The organism is Martinezella paranaensis (assembly GCF_014200235.1).
Lineage (GTDB): Bacteria > Pseudomonadota > Alphaproteobacteria > Rhizobiales > Rhizobiaceae > Rhizobium > Rhizobium paranaense.
In genome coordinates, this window is the sequence record NZ_JACHBI010000006.1 from 118993 (window position 1) to 143293 (window position 24301).

Below are 24301 nucleotides of genomic sequence, written 5' to 3' on the forward strand. Positions count from 1 at the left end.
ATGAACACTTTTTCGCTCGGAAATCTTCTTCGCCGGCCCGAAGCCGGTTCGGTGATAAGCCTCGTCGCGGTCATCCTGTTCTATGTCATCTTCGGCGGCGTCGCGCTCGGCAGTCTTTTTGGTGCTGCCAGTTGGGTGAACTTCGCCGCCAATCTCGGGATTGTGGCCATTCCCGTCGGAATGCTCATGATCGCCGGCGAGCTGGATATTTCGATCGGTGCAATGATCCCCGCGGGCTCGATGAGCGTCGCCATCGTGTCTGGCTACTATGAAATGCCGATCGTCGTCGGGATCTTGGCCGCTCTCGGCGTCGGTGTCCTGGTCGGGTTGGTCAACGGTATCCTTGCGGTGCGGACGTCCGTGCCCTCCCTGATCATCACCCTCGGCACCCTGGTCGCAATGCAGGGCCTCATCCTCAGTGCCTCGGTGCTGCTGACGGGCAATGCAAGCGTCGCGCTTACCGCGCCCGAATGGAGCAAAATGGTCTTCGGTCAGCTTCTGGCTGGCAGCTACCAAGTGATCATCCTGTGGTGGCTGGCGCTGACGGTCGTCTATGTTTTCGTCATTCACTTCACTCGCTACGGCAACTGGATTTTCGCCATGGGCGGAGACAAGGTGAGCGCCCGCAATGCCGGCATCCCTACGCGCAAGCTGACCATCTGGCTTTTCGTGATCTCTTCGACCAGCGCTTCCTTTGTCGGCATGTGCGGAGCGATCCTGTTCAATTCGGCCCAAGTGTCCGGCGGCATGAACTACATTTTTAACGCCGTTGTATCGGTCGTCGTTGGCGGCGTGCTCTTGACCGGTGGTTTTGGATCGGTCGTCGGGATCTTTATCGGCACTCTGACCTTCGCAGTCGTCAGCCAGGGCATCTATTTCACCGCGATCGATCGAAACTGGTCCAGCTTGATCATCGGCATCATGCTGCTCGTGGCCGTCTTGATGAACAATACCTTCCGCAACATGGCGTTGACTTATGCGCGCCCTAAGAAAAGCAAGGACTGAGCCATGACGAAACCGGTTCTGGAACTCAAAAACGTCAATAAGTCCTTCGGGCCGATCGATGTCCTGCACGACATTTCGCTGAAGGTCCATTCCGGAGAGGTCCTGTGTCTCCTCGGGGATAATGGCGCGGGAAAATCGACCCTGATCAAAACGCTCGCCGGCGTGCACAAGCCTACCTCCGGACAGATCCTCATGGACGGCCAGGAAGTGCTCTTCGACCGTCCCAAAGATGCGGCCGATCGCGGTATCTCGACCGTCCACCAGTTTGGCGGAACCTTTCCGCTGATGAGCATCGGTCGCTCCTTTTTCGTCGGCGTCGAGCCCACCAAGAAATTCGGTCCGTTCACCATTTTCGACCGCAAGACGGCAAACGAAGTGGCGGTCAAGGCCGTGCAGGAATTCGGTATTACCCGCATCGACGATGGCGACCGGCTGATCGGCGGGCTGTCGGGCGGTGAGCGCCAGTCGCTCGCCATCGCGCGTGCGGTGCATTTCGGCGCCCGGGTACTGATCCTGGACGAACCGACTGCGGCGCTGGGCGTGAAGGAAGCCGCGCACGTCCTTCGGATCGTGCTGGAGGCACGCAAGCGTGGTCTCGCGGTGATCTTCATCACCCATCAGGTCATGCACGCGATGACGGTCGGGGATCACTTCGCCGTCCTCATACGCGGAGCGTTGGCTGCGGATTTCCGCAAGGGCGAGAAGAGCCGCGAAGAAATTACCGATCTGATGGCTGGCGGGGAGGCGATGGCCGAACTGGAAGCTGAGATCGAAGCTCACACGAACCGTGAGCATCCCGCTGTGGCCTGACCCGCTACCGAAGCGAGCCACCACCAGAAGATCAACACCGGCTTACCCGCTCTTGCGGGTGAGATCGCCAAGCGCAACCTTTTTTGGGTGACCATCATGAAAATCGCTCTCGACCCCTTTATGCACCGCCATCTAAGCCTTGAAGACCTGCCCGCGAAGGTCAAAGAACTTGGCTATGATTGGATCGAACTATCCCCGCGCGGCGACTTCCTTGAATGGTTCAAAGCGCCGCGCGTGTTCCCCGACCGGATCAAATCGTTCAAGCGCGCGCTGAAAGATGCCGATGTCGGCATCGCATCCCTGCTGCCGATGTATCGTTGGGCATCCAATGACGAGGCAGAGCGCCAGGCGGCGGTCAAGCACTGGAAGCGTGCCATAGAGATCGCCGTCGAGCTGGAAGTGGATGTGATGAATTCCGAGTTCGGGCGCGGGCCGCATCCGGACAAGGGATCGTGCTACTGCTGCCATACCGGATCGATGATCGAAGCCTGCGAGGACGCGTGGTGGCGCTCGATGGAAGAGCTGGTGCCGATCTTCGAAAAGGAAAACATTTCGCTTCACGTCGAGCCGCACCCGGAAGACTGGTGCGAAACGCTGCAGCCAGCGCTCGACATTATCCGCACGGTGAACTCGAAGAACGTCAAGTTCCTCTATTGCGCCCCGCATACCTTCTATTTCGGTGACGACACCAAGGCGATGCTGCGCGAGGCCAAGGATGTGCTTGCGCACGTCCATGTCGGCGACACGTTCAACCATAAGGCCTCATCCGGCCTTCGCTACATTCTCAATCCGCCCGGCACGCAGGCTCGCGTCCATCAACACCTGAACATCGGCCAGGGCGAGGTTCCCTGGGATGAATTCTTCGGCACGCTGGCCGACATCGGTTTCGACGGCGTCATGACCGCCTGCGTCTTCGCTTGGGAGGACAAGGCCGACCACTCCGGCAAATTCATGCGCTCGGAAATGCAGCGCTTCATCGACAAATATTGGGGGGCGAAATGACCCTTAAAGTCGGTGTCATCGGAACCGGGATGATCGGGCAGGATCACATTCGCCGCCTGACCAAGGTCCTGTCGGGTGTCGATGTGGTCGCTGTGAACGACATTGATGTCAAGCGAGCAGCATCCGTCGCGCCGGGGGGAGCCGTTGTGTTCGAAACGGCGGGGGATCTGATCCGTTCGGAAACCGTAGAGGCGGTGGTCATTTGCTCTTGGGGGCCAGCCCATGAGGCGCAGCTTCTCGACTGCATTGCCGCCGGCAAGCCGGTCTTCTGCGAGAAACCGCTCGTCACCACCGCGGCGGCGGCCCGCCGGGTGATTGAGGCGGAAGTGGCTTTCGGGCGCCGCCTCATTCAGGTGGGTTTCATGCGGCGCTTCGATGGCGACTACAGGCGCCTCAAGGCGGTCATTGACAGCGGGAGCCTTGGCACCCCGCTGACGTACCGCTCCGTCCATCGCAATGCCTCCGTGCCTGCCGGCCTCTACACATCGGACATGCCGCTCAATGACACGCTCGTTCACGACGCGGATATTTCGCGATGGCTGTTGTCGGATGAAGTGAAGGGCGTCGAAGTACGGCTTCCACGACGCTCTTCTCGAGGCGGCGATCTGCGTGATCCGACCCTGGTGCTCCTGCACCTGGCGTCCGGGGCGCTGGTCGATGTCGAAATTTCGGTCAACATTGCCTATGGCTATGATATTCGCGGCGAAGTGAGCTGCGAAAACGGGGTGGCAAGCCTCCCCGAGCGCCCTTCCGCAGTCATCCGAGACCAGCACGGTGTTCGTCAGCGCGTACCGGAAGATTGGCGCGAACGCTTCATCGATGCCTATGACCAGGAGTTCCGCGAATGGATTGCCGCTGCGGGACAAGGGACGACGACCGGACCAAGCACCTGGGACGGCTATGCCGCGACGCTGGTTGCGGACGCCGCGCTGCGCGCCGCGGAAACTGGCGCATTCCAACCCATCACAATGGTTGCAAAGCCTGGACTCTACGACACCGCGATCGCCCAGGCGGCCGAATGAACTGAATTCCCGTTTAAGAAAGATGATCTCATGATCAATGGAGAAAGAACCATAAGACGCCCTCTGCGTTGGGGCATGATCGGCGGCGGGCGCACCGGCCAGGTCGGTTACAAGCACCGTACCGGCGCGCTTCGCGATGGTACCTACAGGCTTGTCTGCGGGGCCTTCGACCTTGACGCTGCGCGCGGTCGCGATTTCGGTGTGAACCTCGGCGTCGACGCGGACCGCTGCTATGCCGACTACAAGGAACTTATCGCCAGCGAGAAAGCGCGCGAGGACGGTGTCGAGGTCGTCTCGATCGCCACGCCAAACTTCACGCATTACGAAATCACCAAGGCGTGCCTGGAGGCAGGGCTCCATGTGATCTGCGAAAAGCCGCTGTTCTTCACCGTTGCCGAATGTGAGGAAATCGAAAGGCTTGCGGAGAAAAAGGGCCTGATCGTCGGCGTGACCTACGGCTTTACCGGCCACCCCCTGGTTCACCAGATGGCCGCGATGGTCAAGAAGGGCATGCTGGGCGAAATCCGCATCGTCGACATGCAGTACACCCACGGCTTCAACTCTGGTGACGATGTCGGTGCGGGTGAAGCGGTGAAATGGCGGACCAATCCGAAGACGGCAGGCGCGACCTTTGTTCTCGGCGATATCGGCACGCATCTCTACTACCTGTCCGAAGTCGTGCTGCCGGATCTGAAGATCGAAAAGCTGCTCTGCGACCGCAAGGCCTTCATCCCGACCCGCGCGCCGCTTGAAGACCACGCCACGGTGCTCATGCATTATGACAATGGCGCTCGCGGCCGTCTCTGGGTGTCTTCGGTGAACGCCGGCAATATGGGGTCGCAACGCTATCGTTTCGTCGGCTCGAAAGCCTCGATCGAGTGGTCGGACTCGCATCCAGATCAATTGATTTATGAAGTTCAGGGCGAGCCGAACCGGACCCTTCATCACGGAATGCCATACCTCGAGGAAGAAAGCCTCGCGATCGATCGAATGGGTGCATTGCACACAGAAGGTCTCGGCGATAGCTGGTCGAATATCTACCTGTGGATCGCACAGGCGATTGACGCGAAGAACCGCGGTGACGAAGCCTTCCTGAAAACCCATCAATACCCGGGCATCAAGGCCGGCACGGAGGGTGTTCGCTGGCTGGAGAATTGCGTCCGCTCGGCCGATGCGGGCTCTGCCTGGGTCGATTTCAAATAGCAGGAACCGGGGGCGCGTTGGATATCCTCCCATCCTCCTCCCGAACGCGTCCCCAACACTCTCAGCAAGAAAGACAAAGCCATGAAACTATCCATTTGCACCGACGTGATGGGCGACCTTTCCTTCACGGATATGCTCGACAAATGCGTAAAGCTCGGCGTCGAAGGCATCGAAATGACCGGCGGCGGCTGGTCGCGCGCACCGCATTTTCGGGCCGACGAACTTTTGGCCGACAAAGGGCTTCTCAGGACCAAGCTCAAGGAAATCGAAGCCCGCGGTCTGGAGATCGCGGCACTCAATTGCTCGGCGAACCCGCTCGATCCGGGCCACATGGGCCAACGCCATCGCAAGGAGGTGGAGCAAACCATCCGTCTTGCCGGCGAGATCGGTATCAAGACGATCGTAACGATGTCCGGCCTTCCGGAAGCCGCTCCTGGCGACATGGTGCCCAACTGGCTCGTCTATACGAAAAGCTGGCCCGAGGAGGTGCCCGAGCGTGATCGCTACCAATGGGAAGACCGCGCCTTCCCGCTCTGGCATGATCTGGTGAGGCTCGCCAAGGAGGTTGGTGTCGAAAAATACGCGCTTGAGAACTTCTCGGCGATGCTCGTATGGAACCCGGAGACCCTCTTCCGCCTACGCAACGAAGTTGGTCCGATGGTCGGTATGAACCTCGATCCCAGCCATCTGTTCTGGAAAGGTGCTGATCCCATTGCCGGCGCGCGCGCCTTAGGCGCTGCAATCCATCATTGCCACGGCAAGGACACTCGTATCGAACGAGGACTTGCGGATGTGAACGGTCTCCTGGAACTCAAGGAGGTGACCGACGTCGCCAACCGCTCATGGAACTATGTTGCCGTCGGTGCAGGGCATGACCTGCAATGGTGGAAGGAGTTCTTCTCGGTTGTCCGTATGGCTGGGTACAACGGCTGGGTCAGCCTTGAGATGGAAGATTTCACCATGTCCACCGAGGCCGGCATCCAATCTTCCATCGATGCCCTTCAGGCGACGATCAGCCGATGACGGCGCCTTACAAGTTCATCATCACGATCGAACTTCTTCCAGGGACGCGGGACGACATCCTCGCCCGCGCGCCCGAGGTGCAAGCTGCGACGAGAGCGGAAGCTGGTTGTCTCGCCTATGACTTCTTTACCTGCACTGACGATCCGGACCGCCTGATCTTCGTGGAGGCATGGAAAGACGAGGCTGCCCATGCCGAGCACCTCTTCCAGGAGCATACGCAACGCTTCATCGCGTTCCACGAACAATTCCATCGTTCTTCGACCTTCGAGACGATCAACGCCGAGACTTGAATGTCCAACCCGATCACCATTACCACCGCTCCCTGCTGCTGGGGCGTCGATGACGTGAATAACCCGCACCTGCCTCCTTGGGAAAAGGTGCTGGACGAGGCGCAAGCCGCCGGTTTCGGCGGGCTTGAGCTTGGGCCTTACGGCTACCTGCCGCTCGACCTCGGTCTTGTGTCGGAAGCGTTGAACAAGCGCGGACTGCGGATCGTGGCGGGCACGATCTTCGACGCTCTCGTTTCGCCCGCAAACCGCGCCAATCTCCTTCGTCAGACCGATGAGATCTGCTCTCTCATAACGCAGTTGCCGAAACCGGAAAAGCATTCCCGGCAGCGCTTCCAGGCACCCTACCTAACGGTCATGGATTGGGGGCATGATGAAAGGGACTACGCTGCCGGACATCCCGACCGTGCCCCGCGACTCGACGATGGTGCGTGGAATGGCATGGTGGAAAATATCCACGCCGTCGCCGCACTTGCTCGCGACAAATACGGCGTGCGGGCAACGATCCATCCGCATGCCGGCGGCTATATCGAGTTTGCCGATGAGCTGGAGCGTATCGCCGCGGACATCCCCGCCGATCTGGCTGGCCTCTGCCTCGATACCGGGCACATGGCCTATTCGGGCATGGACCCCGTTGCCACCCTGCGCCACTACTGGAATCGCGTCGACTATATTCATTTCAAAGATATCGACGCCAAGGTCTACCAGGAGGTCATGGGCGAGCGCATCCGATTCTTCGAGGCTTGCGCCAAGGGCGTCATGTGCCCGATCGGCCGCGGCTCGATCGATTATCCGGCAATTCGCGCGCTTCTGACCGAACTCGGCTACGGCGGCTACATCACCATCGAACAGGAACGCGATCCGCTTAATACCGGCAGCATATTGGAGGATCTGGCCGCCAGCCGGACGTTCCTGGCGCGTGTCGGTTTCTGAAAGCTAGGAGATTTAGAGAGGCGCTTCCGATATGTCCTCCAACTTGCGTAGATCTTTACCCAATCTCGCTGATATGGACGGTATCTCAATAAGAAAATTGAGCCTCTGGCGCGTTGCCGCGGTTCGGGGCATCCTGTGGTGGCCGAAAATTGTACTTTATGGCAGTTGGAGGAATACCGATGCGCTGCTTTACCGTACTTGGACCCTCGCAGACCGGAAAATCGACGGTCGTTGAAAAGCTCAGCTCCCTGGAGGGACCGCCGCGAAAATCCAGCTCCCCTTACGGGCTGAACCTCACGGAATTTACCTTTGCAAACGAAACCTGGTGTGCGCTGGACGCGCCGGGACCTAATGAAGCGCTGGCGCATGTGCAGCACGCGCTTCTTGCCAGCGACGCCTGCATCCTATGCATTTCACCGGCGCCCGAAGAGGCTGTGCTCGCCGCGCCCTATCTGCGCGTGATCGAGGCGTCGGGAACGCCCTGCATCCTCTTCGTCAACCGGATTGATGAACCGCGAGGGCGGCTGAGGGATGTGATCGCAGCGCTTCAGGATTATGCCAATCACGCGCTTCTGCTTCGCCAGATTCCGATCCGCGAGGGGGACAGGATCGTCGGTAGCTGCGATCTGATCTCGGAGCGGGCGTGGCGCTACCGGGAAGGTCAGACCTCGGCGCTGATCGCAATCCCCGAAAGTACCGCCGAGCGCGAGCAGGAAGCGCGCACCGAGCTGCTGGAACATCTCTCCGAGTTCGACGATTGGCTCCTCGAGGAACTGATCGAGGATCGAGAGCCGGCCAGCGACGCGCTTTATGCCATCTCATCGCGGGTTCTCAAGGAAAATAGGGTGATCCCGGTCCTGATCGGTGCCGCAAGTCACGGCAACGGCATGATGCGGCTGATGAAGGCTCTGCGCCACGAAGCGCCGCCGGTCGCGGCCCTTCGTCAGCGTCTTGCCCGTGCCGGCGCTGTCGACGAAGGAAAGCTGACAGCCGTAAGCTTTCATGCCTATCATCGTCAGAACATCGGCAAGACGGTGCTGGTGCGTGCGCTTGGTGAGGGACTGCGGCAAGGCGCATCGCTCGGCGGTTCGAGCCTCGGCCCCGTGCAGGATCCGGCAAACGGACGATCCAATGCGGCGGTCGCACCTGCACCGGGGGATGTCTTCGCGGCGGTCAAGTCCGATCACCTGCCCGTCCCTTCGCTTTTGACGTCAGACGCCACGGTCGCGCCGCCCGAGTGGACGGAGCCACCCACGCCGATGCTGGAAAGGATCCTGATTCCGGGCAGCGAACGTGATGAAAACAAGCTCTCCGAAACGCTGGCAAAACTTTCCGAGACGGATCGCGGCTTGATCGTCTTGCAGGAGGAGGGCACTGGCGCCCAGCTCGTGCGCGCCCAGGGGCCGGTGCATCTGCGCGATCTCTGCCGAACCCTGGCGGATGTCTTTCATATCGACGTGACCGATCGGACGCCCAGCCCGATCTACCGCGAGACCATCGCGAAATCATCGGATGTTCATTACCGCCATCGCAAACAGACCGGCGGCGCCGGGCAATTCGCCGATGTGAAGCTGAATATTCATCCCAACGCGCGTGGCCAGGGTTTCACCTTCAACGAAACGGTCAAGGGCGGTGTCGTTCCGCGCAACTACATTCCTGCCGTCGAAGCGGGCGCGCGCGAAGCGATGGAGAAAGGGCCGCTCGGTTTTCAGGTCATCGATGTCGGGGTAACCCTGTCGGATGGCCAGCACCACGCCGTCGACAGTTCGGAACACGCCTTCCGGACCGCGTCGAAAATGGGTGTGCGGCAGGCGCTTTCCGAAGGATCGACTGTCTTGATGCAGCCGATCTTCCGCAGCGAAATCCACATACCATCGGTCTATTCGGGTAATCTCGTCCAGATCGTCTCCGCGCTCAAGGGCCAGGTTCTCGGCTTTGACCGGGATGAAGCGTCCAAGGGATGGGACATCTTCCGCGCACTCGTTCCGGGCAGCGCACTCGACGATCTGGCGCGGGCGCTGCGCTCGGCGACGCAGGGCATCGGCTATTTTTCCAAGGCCTTCGATCATTTCGAAGAGCTATACGGCAAGGAGGCTGACGCCGTCATCAGGGCGCACGAGACCGCGCGGGTCGAACACTGAAGCTATGTAGCGGCCGTGGATGGTTTGGCTGGCCCTCGCTTATTGAGCGAAGCGCCAGCCTATCCGCGGCTTCGAAATGGACGAGCCGACATCGGTCGCATTTCCCTTAATTTATATCATTGTATGATGTATGATGAACTCCGGAAACAGGTCCGACTGCTCGGGCCGTCGTCAGGCGAATGGTTCTGGGTGCAATCAGGTGGCTGAGATGCTGCTGTTCAAAACGACTAGGCTGGGTTTGAGACAAGGCGATGGGCGGCCCAGTAACGGTAAACCGGTGGGCACGCTGAAGAAATCGTACGCTCCCCTGTCGGCGCTGATTTTCACAAAGGATCTACGAAATATATCGCCTGTCGGGGGGACACTGGGAGTAATCCTCATTCCCTTTCTTATAGTGCTGTTCTCGGTTGTCGCTGGTTTTGCCGTCGCAATGCATATGAGCGGCCAACCGGGTTATTCGGCGAGAGTGAACATGTCGCCGCCGACAATGTCGGAATAGTCGATCGTGGCGCCAGAAATCTGGTTGGCATCGAGCTTTCAGGAGACCTGGTTGAGCAGCCACTCCTGAAATCTTTTTGTCGTCAACGACTGCTGTTTCATTTCGGGCGTCACGATGTAGTAGTTGTTGGTGGTGGCCATCGGCCTATCCCACGCAATTTGAAGGCGCCCCGAAGCGATCTCCTCTTCGATCAGATATTTCGGAAGCAGGGCAAAACCCAGCCCGAGTATCGCCGCCTCGATGACCATGCTGAACTGATCGAACCGGCTTCCGTGATAGGGACTGACCCCCTCGCAGCCGTTCAACTGGAACCACTCGGCCCATAGTCTTGGCCGCGTCGCCAAATGCAGGAGCGGCCCTCGTTCCAAATCCTCTGCCTGGGTGACGGAGAACGAATTCAACAGGGACGAGCTGGCAACGGGCACAATGATCTCACTGCAAAGGTAGGTACAGGTTGCATGCGCCCAAACCGGTTGTCCATAGTGGATAGCAAGATCGAAATCCTCCAACGTCAGATCGAACGGCTCCGAGCGCGAGGCGATGTTCAAAACCGTGTTTGGATTGTCTTTCAGGAAATCGGGAAGACGCCGAAGAAGCCAACGGTTTCCGAATGTCGGAAGCGTGGCGATGGATAAGACATTCTTGCCATCCGAAGAAGCCATCGCCCGCAACACCATTTCTTCGGTGCGTGCCAAAATCCGTCTTACTTCCGGCAGCATCGCCTTGCCGGCCGAAGACAGAACCACGCGTTTTCTGATCCTCTCGAACAGATTGACGTGCAATTGGTCCTCAAGCGTCCGGATCTGACGGCTGACGGCGCTTTGAGTAAGGTTCAGCTCCAGCGCCGCTTGCGTAAAGCTTCCATGGCGTGCTGCGCACTCGAATGCCTGGAGAACAGCTAGGTCGGGGATCACGGAACGGCTTAGGTTCATTCCTTACTCGCATCAACTAGGTCAGATTCGTCGCAAGATCGCTATCGGCTTTCGGAATATCATGAAAATCAAGAATGAATAATCCTTTTGCTGAGGTGCGACGCGATGACAAATGCGAGCTTCGTCAAGGCCGATACGATCCGTTCGGATTTTTCTGCTGCCATGTCCGCCATGTATCGCGAGGAGGTGCCGGCCTATGGCACCCTGATGTCGCTCGTGGCGAGGGTGAACGATGAGGCCCTTGCCGCCGATCCGCTGTTGAAGACGCGCCTGGAAGCAACGGATTCTCTCGGCCGCATTTCCGAGGAGCGCCACGGCGCCATCCGTCTCGGCACTGCGCATGAGCTCGCGATGATGCGCCGTGTCTTCGCGGTCATGGGCATGCATCCAGTCGGCTATTACGATTTGTCGACAGCCGGCGTTCCGGTCCATTCAACCGCCTTCCGCCCGGTCGGCGACGAAAGCCTGCGGCGTAATCCTTTCCGTGTCTTCACGTCATTGCTCCGCCTCGATCTGATCGCCGACGAGGTGCTGCGCAAGGAAGCCGCCGAAGTCCTCTCGGCCCGCGAGATCTTCACGGACGAGGCGGTGCGGCTCGTCGAAAAGGCGGAACGGGACGGTGGCCTCGATGTTTCCGATGCAACACGGTTTGTCCAGGAAGTCTTGGAAACCTTCCGCTGGCACGATCGCGCCATCGTCAGCGCCGGCATGTACAAGCGCCTGCATGATGCCCATCGGCTGATCGCCGACGTCGTCTCCTTCAGGGGACCGCATATCAACCATCTGACCCCGCGCACGCTCGATATCGATAAGGTTCAGGCGTTGATGCCGGAAGAGGGAATTGCGCCGAAAGCGATCGTCGAGGGACCGCCGACCCGCAAGTGCCCGATCCTGCTGCGCCAGACCTCTTTTAAGGCGCTGGAAGAAGCCGTTTCATTCGCCGGTGAACACGGCACCTGGCAAGCTGGCTCGCACACTGCCCGTTTCGGCGAGATCGAGCAGCGCGGCGTAGCGCTGACGCCGAAGGGGCGCGCGCTCTACGACAAGCTCCTGAACGACACACGTGCCCGTGTCCGCCCGGCCGCCGACGGTTCCAACGCTGGCGAATATGAAGCGGCACTTACTGACGTCTTCCAGGCATTTCCGGATGATTGGAATGGCATCCGCAAGGCCGGTCTCGGCTATTTCAGTTACTCGTTGACGGAGAAGGGCAAGGCGGCCGCCTCGCATCGAAATGCCGACCTTGAAACGGCAATCGAAGACGGCCTCGTTCAGTTCGATCCGATCGTTTACGAGGATTTCCTGCCGGTCAGCGCCGCTGGCATCTTCCAGTCGAACCTCGGCGATGACGCAGCGCAGGAATTTGTCGCAAGCCCCAATCAGGTGATGTTCGAGCGCGACCTGGGCGCCTCGGTTCTCGATGAGTTCGCGCATTATGCAGCCATCGAAAGGGCGTCTCTGACAATGTGCATGACTGTCGTCAACATGGCTGCCGCAGCGGAGTGACGGGCGACCGATGATCGAGGCACGGCACATCGAAGCACTCAAAAGCCTGCTCGGCGAAAAAGGTCTGCTCACTGCGGCAGCCGACGTCGCGGCTTACGAGACCGGTGCACGCTACGATCGCGGAAGAGCGTCCTTCGTAGCGCGTCCCACCTCTACGAAAGAGGTTTCCACCGTTATTGCCTATTGCGTCAAAAACAACATCGCGCTCGTGCCGCAGTCGGGCAACACAGGACTCGTCTCGGGCTCGACGCCCGACGACAGCGGTTGCCAAGGCGTCCTCAGCCTCGATCGCCTGACCGGCATCTACGAACTCGACCGGGTAAATCGTACCGTGAAAGTCGGCGCTGGTCTTCGCCTCTCTGACCTCAATGGGAAACTAGGGGAAAGTGGCCTCTTCTTTCCGATCGACCTCGGAGCGGACCCGCTCATCGGCGGCATGATCGCGACGAATACCGGCGGCTCGCGATTCCTGCGCTATGGCGACGTGCGCCGCAACACGCTCGGCCTGACGGTCGTGCTTGCAGACGACAGCGGCACCGTCCTCGATCTTTCGTCGAGCCTGCGCAAAAACAATACGGGCGTCGATTGGAAGCACCTTTTCATCGGCACGTCCGGCGCCTTCGGCGTGATCACCGAATGCGTGCTGAACCTCGAATCGGCACCGCGTCAGACCGCGACGGCTTTGCTCATGCCCTCCTCGGGCGAGCAGGTTCCAGCCCTTCTCGTCGCAATGGAGGAAGCGCTCGGCAGCTACCTTTCCGCCTTCGAAGGCATGTCCGGCAATGCGATCCGCGCAGCACTCGATCATGTGCCGTCGCTGCGCAATCCGTTTCAGGGCAGCATCGTGCCGGAATTCGTGATCCTTGCGGAGATTTCCCGCTCCAACCTGCCACGCGACGGTGAGCAGCCGCTCGACGGCGTGCTGGAAGAGGTGCTTGCTGCCCTATGGGAACGTGAGGATGCTCCGCTTGCCGATGCTCTCGTCGGCCCGCCACACGAGATCTGGGCTTTGCGTCACGCACTATCGGAAGGCGTGAAACATAGCGGACGGCTGATAGCCTTCGATCTATCCTTCCGCCGCGGCGACATCATGCGCTTTCTCGCCCAAATGCGGGCAGAAATGCCCAAGCACTTCCCCGGGATAACGATCTGCGACTTCGGCCATATCGGCGACGGTGGCGTGCACTTCAATCTCGTCGTGGCCAAAAACGACCCGAGGCTTGCCGAGCCTGGTTTTGATGTGGCGTTGCGCGAATGGGTTTTTGCCGTTGCGGTCGAAGAGTTCGGCGGCAGCTTCAGTGCTGAACACGCGATCGGTCGCAAGAACCAGGCCTTTTACGACAAGTACACCCCGGCCGAGATCCGCCTGTTGGCATCCGGGCTGAAAGCAATCACCTCACCTGGCCCGATGGGCGCAATGACCTTCTGAAATTTGCCCTATCCGCGGCATTCCAAGACAGCAAGAATGGAGACAGATCATGACCATCGACGTGAAAACGGAAACCGCCCGCCTTCTCGACAAGCTGGGTGTTGATCGCGCCGCCTGGAGCACCGGCGACATGGCGTCCCACAGCCCAGTCACGGGCGAAGAGATTGCCAGGGTGAAGACCGTCTCCGCGGCTGAAGCCGGCAAGGCGATCACCGCCGCATACGAGGCTTTCAAGGCATGGCGTCTCGTGCCTGCGCCGAAGCGCGGCGAACTGGTTCGCCTTCTCGGCGAAGAATTGCGTGCCGCCAAGGCCGATCTCGGCCGCCTCGTCTCGATCGAAGCCGGCAAGATCATTTCGGAAGGTCTCGGCGAGGTGCAGGAAATGATTGACATCTGCGATTTCGCGGTCGGTCTGTCCCGCCAACTCTACGGCCTGACGATCGCGACCGAGCGCCCTGGCCATCGGATGATGGAAACCTGGCATCCGCTGGGTGTCGTCGGCATCATCTCGGCCTTCAATTTTCCGGTCGCCGTCTGGTCGTGGAATGCGGCACTAGCGCTCGTTTGCGGTAACCCCGTCGTGTGGAAGCCTTCGGAAAAGACACCGCTGACGGCGCTTGCCTGTCAGGCAGTCCTCGAGCGCGCCCTTGCCCGTTTCGGCGATGCGCCGAAGAGCCTGAGCCAGGTTCTGATCGGTGATCGCGCCATCGGCGAGGTCCTTGTCGATCACGAGAAGATCGCGCTGGTTTCGGCCACCGGCTCCACGCGTATGGGCAGGGAAGTCGGCCCGCGCCTCGCCAAGCGTTTCGCCCGCTCGATCCTCGAGCTGGGCGGCAACAATGCCGGCGTCGTCTGCCCCTCTGCCGATCTCGACATGGCGTTGCGCGCCATCGCCTTCGGCGCCATGGGAACGGCTGGGCAGCGCTGCACCACGCTGCGCCGCCTCTTCGTGCATGAGAATATCTACGATCAGCTCGTTCCGCGCCTGAAGAAGGCCTATGCGAGCGTTTCGGTGGGTAATCCCCTGGAAACCAGCGCCCTCATCGGTCCGTTGATCGACAAGGCGGCCTTCGACAACATGCAGAAGGCGCTGTCGGCAGCCAGGGCTGAGGGCGGCTCCGTCACCGGCGGTGAGCGCGTTGCCGCTGCGAGCCAGGACACGGCCTACTACGTCCAGCCAGCGATCGTCGAAATGCCGAAGCAGGCAGGCCCGGTGCTCGAAGAGACCTTCGCGCCGATCCTCTACGTGATGGAATATTCCGACTTCGACCAGGTGCTCGAAGAGCACAATGCCGTCGCGGCCGGTCTGTCGTCGTCCATCTTCACGCTGAACATGCAGGAAGCCGAGCGTTTCCTGTCGGCCGATGGGTCGGATTGCGGCATCGCCAATGTCAATATCGGCACTTCGGGCGCTGAAATCGGCGGCGCATTCGGCGGCGAGAAGGAGACCGGCGGTGGCCGCGAATCCGGCTCGGACGCATGGCGCGCCTACATGCGCCGCGCCACCAATACCGTGAACTATTCGAAGGCCCTGCCGCTTGCCCAGGGCGTCTCCTTCGACATTGAATAACCAGCGGTATCGAGCTCATGGCTATCAACACACGGTCCCAAATCGACGCGATGAGCTTCAGGCCGGCCTCGCGTATCGCGTCGATCGGCGTCTCGAAGATCCTGCAGATCGGCGCGCGTGCCAATGCGATGAAGCGTGAAGGTTTTCCGGTCATCATCCTGGGTGCCGGCGAACCCGATTTCGACACGCCCGATAACGTGAAAGAAGCCGCCAAGGCGGCGATCGACCGCGGTGAGACCAAATACACCGCGCTCGATGGCACGCCGGAACTGAAGAAGGCGATCGCCGCGAAATTCCAGCGGGAAAACGGCGTCGACTACACGCTCGACGAAATCACCGTCGCGACCGGCGCAAAGCAGATCCTGTTCAATGCCTTCATGGCAAGCATCGATCCGGGCGATGAGGTCATCATTCCCACGCCCTATTGGACGTCCTACTCGGACATCGTGGAGATTTGCGGCGGCGTGCCGGTGCTGATCCCCTGCGATGCTGAAGTCGGTTTCCGCCTCAGGGCCGATCAGCTCGAAAAGGCGATCACGCCCAGGACGCGCTGGGTGCTACTCAACTCGCCATCCAATCCATCAGGTGCCGCCTATAGCGAAGCCGACTACCGGCCGCTTATCGAGGTGCTGCTTCACCATCGCCATGTCTGGCTGATGGTCGACGACATGTACGAGCACATCGTCTATGACGGCTTCAAGTTCGTGACCCCGGTCGCTATCGAACCGCGGCTGAAGGAGCGCACGCTGACGATCAACGGCGTCTCAAAGGCCTACGCGATGACCGGCTGGCGCATCGGCTATGCCGGCGGCCCGAAAGCGCTGATCAAGGCGATGGCGGTCATCCAGAGCCAGGCGACGTCCTGCCCCTGTTCCGTCAGCCAGGCGGCCTCTGTCGAGGCGCTGAACGGCCCACAAGACTTCCTCAAGGGACGTCAGGCGAGCTTCAAGCACCGCCGCGACCTGGTGGTCTCCACCCTCAACGCAATTCCGGGCATCACCTGCCGCGCCCCTGAAGGCGCTTTCTACACCTTCGCCGGCTGCGGCGGCGTGATCGGCAAGACGACTCCCAAGGGCAAGCGCATCGAGGCGGATAGTGATTTCACCGATTATCTGCTGGAAGACGCCCATGTTGCCGTCGTCCCCGGCTCCGCCTTCGGACTGTCACCCTATTTCCGGATTTCCTATGCCACCTCGGAGACGGAGTTGGCCGAAGCCTTGCGCCGGATCTCGGAGGCTTGCTCGAAACTGCAATGAAAGAGGCGGAAGGCAAGATGACCGCAGAATCCATTCTTTGGCGTGCAAGCGCACGTGAACATGGTGACACCCTACCGCTGGATCGCGATCAGACGGTTGATCTCGTCATCGTGGGGGGCGGCTTCACGGGATTGGCGGCGGCGCTCGAGGTCGCTTCGCGCGGGGCTTCGGTCTGTGTTCTCGAGGCCGAGACGGTCGGGCACGGCGGTTCTGGCCGCAATGTCGGATTGGTCAATGCCGGATTGTGGTTGCCGCCCGATACCGTCGTTGCTCAGATGGGAGAAGCACCTGGTCGTCGCCTGATCGATGTTCTGGCGGATGCGCCGCGCAGGGTCTTCGGCCTGATCGAACGGGAACAGATCGATTGTGAAGCGACGCATCATGGAACCTTGCACCTGGCGCATTCCCAATCGGGACTGCGGGATCTCGAGGAACGCCATCGCCAGGGCAATCGCTACGGCGCGCCGCTGAAGCTGCTCGATGCCACGGAGACAGCCCGGCGCACGGGATCAACCGCCTATCATGGCTCTTTGCTCGACCCGCGCGCAGGCACGATCCAACCTCTGTCCTACTGCCGTGGACTTGCGCGGGCCGCTCAAAAAAAGGGAGCGACAATCCACAGCAAGTCGCCCGTCTCCCAGATAAACCGGCGGAACGATCTCTGGGTCGTAGAGGCGAATGGTCATACGGTAAGGGCAAAAGCGTTGCTCTTGGCGACGAATGCCTATCAGCTTGGCATTAAGGCGCCTTTCAACCCGCAATACACGCCCGTGAGCTACTGCCAGTTCGCCACGGAGCCCATGCCGGAACCAGCACGCAGCCAGATATTGCCGCATGGTGAAGGCTGCTGGGACACGGCGCCCGTCATGTCCTCATTTCGAGTCGACCGTTCCGGGCGGATGATCGTCGGTGGCATCGGCAACACCGAGGGGCCGGGCGCTGCTGTCCACCGCGCGTGGGCCAGACGCAAACTTCGAAAGCTGTTCCCGGCGATTGCCAAGCTCAAGTTCGAACATGTTTGGCGCGGCAGGATCGCGATGACGGACGACCACGTGCCGAAAATCATCGCATTCGGGCCCAATGCCTACGCATGTTTCGGCTATTCCGGCCGGGGCATCGGGCCAGGCACCGTATTTGGCACGCAGGCTGCGATTGCGCTTCTCGATGGTCATCCCGACGCACTTCCGATCGCTCCAATCGAGCACTACGCGGAACGCTTCAGCAGTATCAAGGCCACCTACTACGAGTTCGGTGCGACATTGATGCACCTGGTCTCTCCGGCTCCTCAATAGTTGGCTAAGGGATTGTGCAGTTCGAAGCATCATTCAGCGTCCGCGGACGCTTGACTGCGATCGATATGTAAGACGATCTTCTCGGGACGTTCGCCATCCTTTTGCAAGAGAATGATCACGGTGCATTTCTCGGCGCCTTGGCGAAACGACAGTAGCCGGCCTCCCGTCTTCGACCGGATATGTTCCACCACCTCGGTGCAGTCCGCCAAGTGATCCATTGAAGGCGTTGGCCGCAGCGTCTGTGCCTGCGCCGACGTCGTCAGGATCGAAACCATCGCCAAGGCGTTCCAAAACGAGTTCATATCATCCCGGCACCTTAAAACGGGCTGGACATGCCGCTCGTGACCTCGACAGCATAATTCCTGCCTCTGCTCTGCTCAACATCTTGGCAAGGCGTCAACGCCAGTCCGGTTGAGTGTCAGCGTCCACTGGTCCGAACCGCCCTCGTCGTGAACATAAACCGATCGGCCATCGCTTTCAGCGACTTTGAGCAGCATCACCACCCAATCCGACGGCGCTTCTCCTGGAAGCTTTTGCCGTTCGAGCCACCGAATGAGAGATCCTAAGTCGCCATGGCCCCTTTTGGGTTCAAAGCCTGGCCGATAGAGCGCCCAGAGATAAACGGTCACATGGTCCTCTTTATCGTGTGCCGTTGCTGGCGTGTGATTGCTAAATATTCGATGCCAAAGCCCCTGGCACCCCGATTACGAGAGAGATTCAAGACGGCTGAATACGCGAATTAGGCTTGCCTTCGGATGGGCCTGGCGGGATCCAGATCCTGGATTTCCCCAGCCGATCCGCTCAATAGCACATCTCCCCCCTTATTGATCAGGTTGCCTTGGATCGTTCCGCAAACTATCGCGGCCGCGCCCTTCTCGACAATGAGATCGTGGCCAATGCTTCCGTGGAGTTCGAACCGTCGGCCGGCGGGAACTGTTAACGAGCCCGCGATGGAGCCAAAGAACCGCACGTCGCGATCCAATACGATTGATCCATCGATATTGACGTTGAGATCGTCCAAGCGATGCCCCTTTTCGTCTCGGAGTTTTGGGATAAGGTTCGCGGGCGCTGCAAGTGGTGGCACCCTGGCGCAGGTGGACCTAGCCTAAGCGCTCAGCGTCGCGCGCCCGCGAACGTCCTCCCAATACGGACGCCATGAAAATATATCATGTTGTGATATAAATAAAGGAAAATGTGCATGCCCTCAGGAAAGCGGTCCAGTCGATCAGACGAAAACCAAATCGAGACCAGCCGTCCCCTGGATCCGGGCATCTACAAAGGTCTTGCAGGTGTAAGGCTCGCCATGCGATCATTTCTTGCGTTCAGCGAAGCTGCGGTTTCTGAGGCAGGGGTAACTTCCCAGCAATATCAGGCGCTGTTGGTGATCAAGGTCGCGCCGGGAGGCCAGATCATGGTGCGCGAACTCGCCGATCAAATGCTTCTGCAGCATCATGGCGCAGTGCAACTTGTGGACAGGCTCGCGACAGCAGGATTTGCCGTCCGCATTCCCTCGGCGGAAGACAAGCGAAGCGTGCTCATCGGCCTCACTCCCAAGGGAGAGGAGTTGGTCGAACGCCTGGCAAGAACCCATCTGAAAGGAATGCTGGCCAATGAACCGCTGCTCGTCGAATCCCTCAAGAGACTCCGGCGCCTTTCGAGGTTGGGCTAATTGCAGTGTCCCCGGTCAGTCTCTGCAGCTCGAGAAAGAGAAAACGGGTCTCCAGCAGGTTGACGATGCGCAGGACCGTTTCGACGGCGTCCAGCGGCTTGACGAGAAAGTCCTTGGCGCCCAGCGACAAGGCCCTGCGGCGTGTGGTAACGGACACGTCCGCCGTCAGCACAAGGATCGGAACAAAGCTGCGCGGGCCGATAAGGCGCGAAAAGGCCTCCAGCAACTGAAAGCCGTCGATGTGCGGCATCATGAGGTCGAGGAGCACAATATCCGGCTGCAGGTCGCGGAACATGTCGACTGCATCACGCGGATCAACCGTCGCAGTGATCCGTCCGAAGCCCTCGCGCTGCAGGAGGCGCGTCAAGAGTGCGATATTAGCCGGCTCATCGTCGACGACGAGGACCTTTGCGTCGGCTGGAATGTCAATAGTCGTGTTCAGTTGCATGCGATATCTTCCACGGTCTTCATGAAGAGGCGCAAATCGAGCGGCTTGGTGAGATAAGTCGTCGCCTCGGCCGCCAGCGCCTTCTGGCGGCTTGCCTCCGTGGCATCGGCGCTGATGACGATGACGGGGATGGCGCGCGTCCTGGCGTCGCTGCGCAATCTCTGAAGAACGTCGAGGCCGCTCATATCCGGCAAGTCGAGATCGAGGAGAATGAGATCCGGCCGATGCTGCATCGCCAAGGCGAGGCCCAATTCGCCTAGCATCGCCGGCATGACATCGCAGCCAAAATGGCGCGTCATCACATTCTCGATTAGACTGAGACTTTGCGGATTGTCCTCGATGCACAGCACGTTGGCGAGCTTATTGTCGCTTGCTCCCAGTGCCGTTACCTGCATCGGCGTCACGTCTTCCAACGCCCCGTTGTCGATGCCGATGGGCAGGCGCACCGAAAATCTGGTGCCCTGCGGCGATGTTTCCACAAGTTCAAGGCCGCCGCCCATCGCTTCCATGAGATGTCTGGACAAGGCAAGACCCAGCCCGGTGCCCTCTGTCGCGTTGCGATCCTTGCCAAGCCGCTCGAACGGTTGGAACAGGCGCCCCACGCCATCGGAGGAAATACCTGAGCCGGTATCGCAGATATCGATCGTCAACATCTGCGGTCCATCGATGCGGCCAACAATTCTGACCTCGCCACCGGGGCGGTTGAATTTGATGGCGTTCGACAAGAGGTTCAGCAGAACCTGCAACAACCGCCGGCGGTCGGCAGCAGTGAATATCTGCCCGAGTTGCCTGTCGTCGAGATGCAAGTCGATATTCCGCGCCTCTGCCAAGGGACGGGCGAGTGCCATGGCCTCCGCCAATAGGCCGCCGACGTCGATTGTATCGAGCGACAGCTCCATCCGCTCGGCTTCGATCCTCGCTATGTCAAGGACTTCGTCGATGAGGCTCAACAGATGCCGGCCGGCTGTCAGGATTTGCTTGACGGATAGCTGCGCATCGGGATCCTCTGTGTCCATTTCGAGGATCTGGCCAAAGCCGAGGATCGAATTGAGCGGCGTACGCAGTTCATGGCTCATGCGTGACAGGAACTCGCTCTTGGCCTGACTGGCGCGCTCGGCCTCCCGGCGTGCGGCCTGTAGGGCTTCTTCGGCCTTCTTGCGGTCGGTCATGTCCCGGGTGATCTTGGAGAAGCCGCGTGAGTTGCCATGCTCGTCCTTCAAGGCGGTAACGACCACGTTGGCCCAGAATGGATCGCCATCCTTGCGAATGCGCCAACCTTCATCCTCGACCCGTCCGAAGGCCACCGCTTGCGCCAGCTCCTGAGCGGGATGCGTCTGGCGCGTGTTCTCCGGGTAGAATTTGGAAAAATGCGTGCCGATCGCCTCCTGCGCCCCATAGCCGGTGATACGTTCGGCACCAACATTCCAGCTCACGACATGGCCTGCTTCGTCCAGCCCGAATATGCCGTAATCATGCACACCGTCGACCAGCAGGCGAAAACGTTCCTCACTTTCGCGCAAGGCGTCCTCGCGTGCCTTCAGCAGGTGGCTTGCCTCCTGCAAGGCTTTCGCAAGCTCGCCCACTTCGTCGCGAGCAGCCGGGATTGATCCGAGTTCCTGTCCGCTGGCCAGCTTGTAGGCGGCTTTTTGCAACGACGCCACGCGTCGGACAATGCCGTTCGACATCAGCATGATGGCGCTGACGCCGCCGAGCAGGCCGAACAAGGCACCGAACAACGTGATCCATTGCGATCGATCGCGAATGGCGTCCGCCTCACCGGTGCGCACGGCCAGCAGAAAATCCTCCCGCGCGCGCATCTCGTCGATCTTGGTTCGAAGCGTGTCCAGCAGCGCCTTGTTTTCCACGAGGGTCTTGCGGATGTCGTCGCGGGCAGCTTGTCCGAACTGACCGCCGGCGTCGCGCAAGGCGCTGAGGCCCTTGAGCTTCTGATTTACCAGCGGCTCCATTGCGTCGAGCCGGGCGAGCTGCTCGCTATCCCTGATCCGCGGCCGCATGCCGGCAAGCACGCCGGGCAGTTCCGCACTCGCCTTGTTGAAGGGCGCCAGAAAAGCCTCGTTGCCGGTCAGCAGAAATCCGCGCACGCCGGACGCCGCTTCGGCAAGCAGCGCGTGCAGCTCGAGGATGTCGGACTGAATGGCAAGGGTCACCCGCACGTAGTTTTCCGCCTGACGGCTTTCCCGGTCGGCGAGGAACACCGATGCCAGCGCGATTAGAAAGCAGATCAACGGCACGGCGATGGCGATCAGACCCTTATGGGCGAGCGGCTGGTCCAAAAACCGCTTGGAGATGGGAGCGAAAATGCGTTGAGCGATCATAGGCTTTGCCGATCCACCAGGCCGGCCCTGACGGCCACGACGGCGGCCTGCGTCCGATCGGCGACACGCAGTTTGTTGAGAATGCGCTCGACATGCACCTTGACCGTGCCGGGCGAAATCGCAAGCGCCTTGGCGATCTCCTTATTCGTCTCGCCGGTTGTCAGCCGGACGAGGATCTCGCGCTCACGCACGGTCAGGCGTTCGATCGCGCCGTCGGCGGATGCTTCGGGAGCGACGCGACGCAGCAGGCGGCGCATCAGATCGACATTGAAAAAGGACTGGCCAGCGGCGACATTGGCGATCATCCGCAGCAGCTCTTCGCGCCGGATATCCTTCAGGGCATAGCCGCTGGCTCCGGCCTTGATGGCGGCTTCCAGATAGTCGACGCTATCATGCATCGTCAGCATGATGATGCGGGTTTCAGGCGATTTGACGCGTATCTGCGCTGCCGCCTCCAACCCGTCCACGCCGCCCATTCGTATATCGAGAAGAGCGATATCCGGTTGGAGATTTTCGGCCAGGGCAACAGCGGACAGGCCGTCTGCCGCTTCCGCCACGATTTCCAGATCGTCAGCGCTCGCAAGCACGGCAATAAGACCCGACCGGGCAAGTTCGTGGTCGTCTGCAATCAATATTCTGTAGCGCTTCAAGGGGATACCTTTATGGAGGCTGGAATAGGCGCGCGTGCGACGACGGCGGTTCCTTCGCCGGAAACGGAGCGGATGGATATCGAACCGCCGATCAGCGTCATTCGTTCGCGCATGGCGGACAAGCCGACACCTCGTCCTTCTTTCTTGTTGACAGGTGCTTCCGCGCCGCCGCGACCATTGTCGGCGATGGAGAGGGTGACAAATTGCGGATCGTCCAAGGAAAGTCGCAGCTCAATTTGGCTGCAGCCGGAGTGCCTAACCGCATTTGCCAGGGCTTCCTGCGCCACTCGGTAAAGGGTCACCTCCAGCACGTCGGACAGGCGGCGACCGTTCAGATCGGAGTGAAAGCGAAGCTCGATAGCCGCCATGCCGTCAAGACGTGCGCGAAGTGCTGCCTCGAGACCGAGGTCATCCAGCTCCGCCGGCCGAAGGGCGGCGATCGCGTCTCGAACCTCTCGGATCGACTTTTGAACGATCCCGATCCCATTTTCGATCGCTTGCCTGGTCAATTGTGTGTCGCCGATGGCAACGCCCGTCGCCTCCAGGTGAAACAGCAGGCTTACCAAGGACTGGGCGACGCCGTCGTGCAGGTCATAGGCGACCCTGCGCCGTTCCTGCTCCTGCGCGCCGATCATCACCTCGACCAACCTGGCGAGGTCCTGCTCCCGGGCCTGAAGATCGAGCGTCAACCGTTCGCGATGAGCGCGCTGTCGTTCCGCCGCGAGAAAAACGGCGAGTTGGTCCGCCACGATCTGGATTGCTTCGCGATCGTCTGCGCCGATGGGGAAAGCGAGACGTGACAGTTGCAGCGCCAGCGGCTCACCGCCCATCCAGGCCCTGCCGACGATTAGCTGGGCCGACGGATCAGCAGGGGCGCCGTAAGCTGCGTGCGCGGCCGGAAACCGCCAGGCATCGCCGCTATCGGTACGGATCGTGGCCATGTGCGCCCCGGAAAAGCCGGCAATGGCGGACAATGCCTCGCACATTGCGACGTCCAAAGAGTTGCGGTCCAGCAGCGTGCGCACGTCCACGATCAGCCGCAGACGGGCGGCCTTGGCTTCCGCATCGCGATAGAGACGCCGCAATTCGCGAATGGGAGGTGATATGCTATCGTGGCCTGCGTCTTCCACGGATTCCTTGCCCTTTAGAAGTTCGACTTGTTCCTAGATAGCAAGCCATCCGCCAAAATGCATAGGCCATTCGGCATATGCGATTTTGGCCATTCGGCAGACGCGACATTGCAGGCAACAAACCATCTCTGGGTAGTCGGCATGAAAATCGCCGGAAA

22 protein-coding genes are annotated in these 24301 nt (G+C 60.2%); 15 read left to right on the forward strand and 7 right to left on the reverse strand.

Annotated features, from left to right (window positions below):
* From GGD50_RS16430 to GGD50_RS16470, 9 genes are all read left to right on the forward strand, one after another.
* On the forward strand, window positions 1-1005 hold the full coding sequence (locus tag GGD50_RS16430) for an ABC transporter permease (RefSeq protein WP_183938418.1): 1005 nt from the start codon (window positions 1-3) through the stop codon (window positions 1003-1005).
* Between the two features lie 3 nt (window positions 1006-1008).
* Window positions 1009-1815, forward strand: coding sequence for an ATP-binding cassette domain-containing protein (locus GGD50_RS16435; protein ID WP_183938419.1), 807 nt, complete (start codon window positions 1009-1011; stop codon window positions 1813-1815).
* A gap of 96 nt (window positions 1816-1911) precedes the next feature.
* Window positions 1912-2817 (forward strand): sugar phosphate isomerase/epimerase family protein, encoded by a 906-nt coding sequence (locus GGD50_RS16440; RefSeq protein ID WP_183938420.1) that lies wholly within the window; start codon window positions 1912-1914, stop codon window positions 2815-2817.
* Window positions 2814-3839, forward strand: coding sequence for a Gfo/Idh/MocA family oxidoreductase (locus GGD50_RS16445; RefSeq protein WP_183938421.1), 1026 nt, complete (start codon window positions 2814-2816; stop codon window positions 3837-3839). Before GGD50_RS16440 ends, GGD50_RS16445 begins: the two co-directional genes overlap by 4 nt.
* 30 nt (window positions 3840-3869) lie before the next feature.
* On the forward strand, window positions 3870-5042 hold the full coding sequence (locus GGD50_RS16450; protein ID WP_183938422.1) for a Gfo/Idh/MocA family protein: 1173 nt from the start codon (window positions 3870-3872) through the stop codon (window positions 5040-5042).
* A gap of 81 nt (window positions 5043-5123) precedes the next feature.
* Window positions 5124-6065, forward strand: a complete 942-nt coding sequence (locus GGD50_RS16455) for a sugar phosphate isomerase/epimerase family protein (protein ID WP_183938423.1) — start codon at window positions 5124-5126, stop codon at window positions 6063-6065.
* Window positions 6062-6355, forward strand: a complete 294-nt coding sequence (locus GGD50_RS16460; RefSeq protein WP_183938424.1) for a putative quinol monooxygenase — start codon at window positions 6062-6064, stop codon at window positions 6353-6355. The genes GGD50_RS16455 and GGD50_RS16460 overlap by 4 nt, the downstream gene beginning before the upstream one ends.
* Window positions 6356-7285 carry a TIM barrel protein gene (locus GGD50_RS16465; protein ID WP_183938425.1) on the forward strand — a complete coding sequence of 310 codons (930 nt, stop codon included), beginning with the start codon at window positions 6356-6358 and terminating at the stop codon, window positions 7283-7285. It begins immediately after the preceding gene.
* Between the two features lie 179 nt (window positions 7286-7464).
* Complete coding sequence (locus GGD50_RS16470; RefSeq protein ID WP_183938426.1) at window positions 7465-9426, forward strand: elongation factor G; 1962 nt, start codon at window positions 7465-7467, stop codon at window positions 9424-9426.
* 537 nt (window positions 9427-9963) lie between these two features.
* On the opposite strand, the gene GGD50_RS16475 is transcribed toward GGD50_RS16470, so the two are convergent.
* Window positions 9964-10857: a LysR family transcriptional regulator gene (locus tag GGD50_RS16475; RefSeq protein ID WP_183938427.1), complete on the reverse strand. Its 894-nt coding sequence runs from the start codon at window positions 10855-10857 to the stop codon at window positions 9964-9966.
* Window positions 10858-10962: 105 nt separating this feature from the next.
* Here GGD50_RS16475 and hglS point away from each other — a divergent pair, with 105 nt between their 5' ends.
* From hglS to GGD50_RS16500, 5 genes are read left to right on the forward strand one after another with little or no spacing between them, the layout of a single operon-like run.
* A complete protein-coding gene (hglS, locus tag GGD50_RS16480) occupies window positions 10963-12363 on the forward strand; it encodes a 2-oxoadipate dioxygenase/decarboxylase HglS (protein ID WP_183938428.1) in 1401 nt (466 codons plus the stop codon).
* Window positions 12364-12373: 10 nt separating this feature from the next.
* Window positions 12374-13792 (forward strand): FAD-binding oxidoreductase, encoded by a 1419-nt coding sequence (locus tag GGD50_RS16485; protein ID WP_183938429.1) that lies wholly within the window; start codon window positions 12374-12376, stop codon window positions 13790-13792.
* A 49-nt stretch (window positions 13793-13841) separates the two neighbouring features.
* Complete coding sequence (gene amaB / locus GGD50_RS16490; RefSeq protein WP_183938430.1) at window positions 13842-15362, forward strand: L-piperidine-6-carboxylate dehydrogenase; 1521 nt, start codon at window positions 13842-13844, stop codon at window positions 15360-15362.
* Between the two features lie 17 nt (window positions 15363-15379).
* Window positions 15380-16618 (forward strand): pyridoxal phosphate-dependent aminotransferase, encoded by a 1239-nt coding sequence (locus GGD50_RS16495; RefSeq protein ID WP_183938431.1) that lies wholly within the window; start codon window positions 15380-15382, stop codon window positions 16616-16618.
* A 17-nt stretch (window positions 16619-16635) separates the two neighbouring features.
* Window positions 16636-17910, forward strand: a complete 1275-nt coding sequence (locus tag GGD50_RS16500; protein ID WP_183938432.1) for an NAD(P)/FAD-dependent oxidoreductase — start codon at window positions 16636-16638, stop codon at window positions 17908-17910.
* 29 nt (window positions 17911-17939) lie between these two features.
* Here the strand turns inward: GGD50_RS16500 and GGD50_RS16505 are convergent, their stop codons facing one another.
* Together GGD50_RS16505 and GGD50_RS16510 are read right to left on the reverse strand one after the other, a co-directional pair.
* Entirely contained in the window at window positions 17940-18185 is a 246-nt protein-coding gene (locus GGD50_RS16505) for a hypothetical protein (RefSeq protein ID WP_183938433.1), read from the reverse strand.
* 464 nt (window positions 18186-18649) lie between these two features.
* Window positions 18650-18931 carry a hypothetical protein gene (locus tag GGD50_RS16510; protein WP_183938434.1) on the reverse strand — a complete coding sequence of 94 codons (282 nt, stop codon included), beginning with the start codon at window positions 18929-18931 and terminating at the stop codon, window positions 18650-18652.
* 177 nt (window positions 18932-19108) lie between these two features.
* Between GGD50_RS16510 and GGD50_RS16515 the strand changes: the two genes are divergently transcribed.
* Window positions 19109-19579: a MarR family winged helix-turn-helix transcriptional regulator gene (locus GGD50_RS16515; RefSeq protein WP_183938435.1), complete on the forward strand. Its 471-nt coding sequence runs from the start codon at window positions 19109-19111 to the stop codon at window positions 19577-19579.
* On the opposite strand, the gene GGD50_RS16520 is transcribed toward GGD50_RS16515, so the two are convergent.
* The 4 genes from GGD50_RS16520 to GGD50_RS33355 are packed head-to-tail and all read right to left on the reverse strand — an operon-like array spanning window position 19545 to window position 24143.
* Window positions 19545-20027 (reverse strand): response regulator, encoded by a 483-nt coding sequence (locus GGD50_RS16520; RefSeq protein ID WP_183938436.1) that lies wholly within the window; start codon window positions 20025-20027, stop codon window positions 19545-19547. The genes GGD50_RS16515 and GGD50_RS16520 overlap by 35 nt on opposite strands.
* On the reverse strand, window positions 20018-22363 hold the full coding sequence (locus GGD50_RS16525) for an ATP-binding protein (protein WP_183938437.1): 2346 nt from the start codon (window positions 22361-22363) through the stop codon (window positions 20018-20020). Before GGD50_RS16525 ends, GGD50_RS16520 begins: the two co-directional genes overlap by 10 nt.
* Window positions 22360-23013 carry a response regulator gene (locus GGD50_RS16530; RefSeq protein ID WP_183938438.1) on the reverse strand — a complete coding sequence of 218 codons (654 nt, stop codon included), beginning with the start codon at window positions 23011-23013 and terminating at the stop codon, window positions 22360-22362. The genes GGD50_RS16525 and GGD50_RS16530 overlap by 4 nt, the downstream gene beginning before the upstream one ends.
* Complete coding sequence (locus tag GGD50_RS33355) at window positions 23010-24143, reverse strand: ATP-binding protein (RefSeq protein ID WP_183938439.1); 1134 nt, start codon at window positions 24141-24143, stop codon at window positions 23010-23012. Before GGD50_RS33355 ends, GGD50_RS16530 begins: the two co-directional genes overlap by 4 nt.
* Between the last annotated feature and the right edge of the window lie 158 nt (window positions 24144-24301).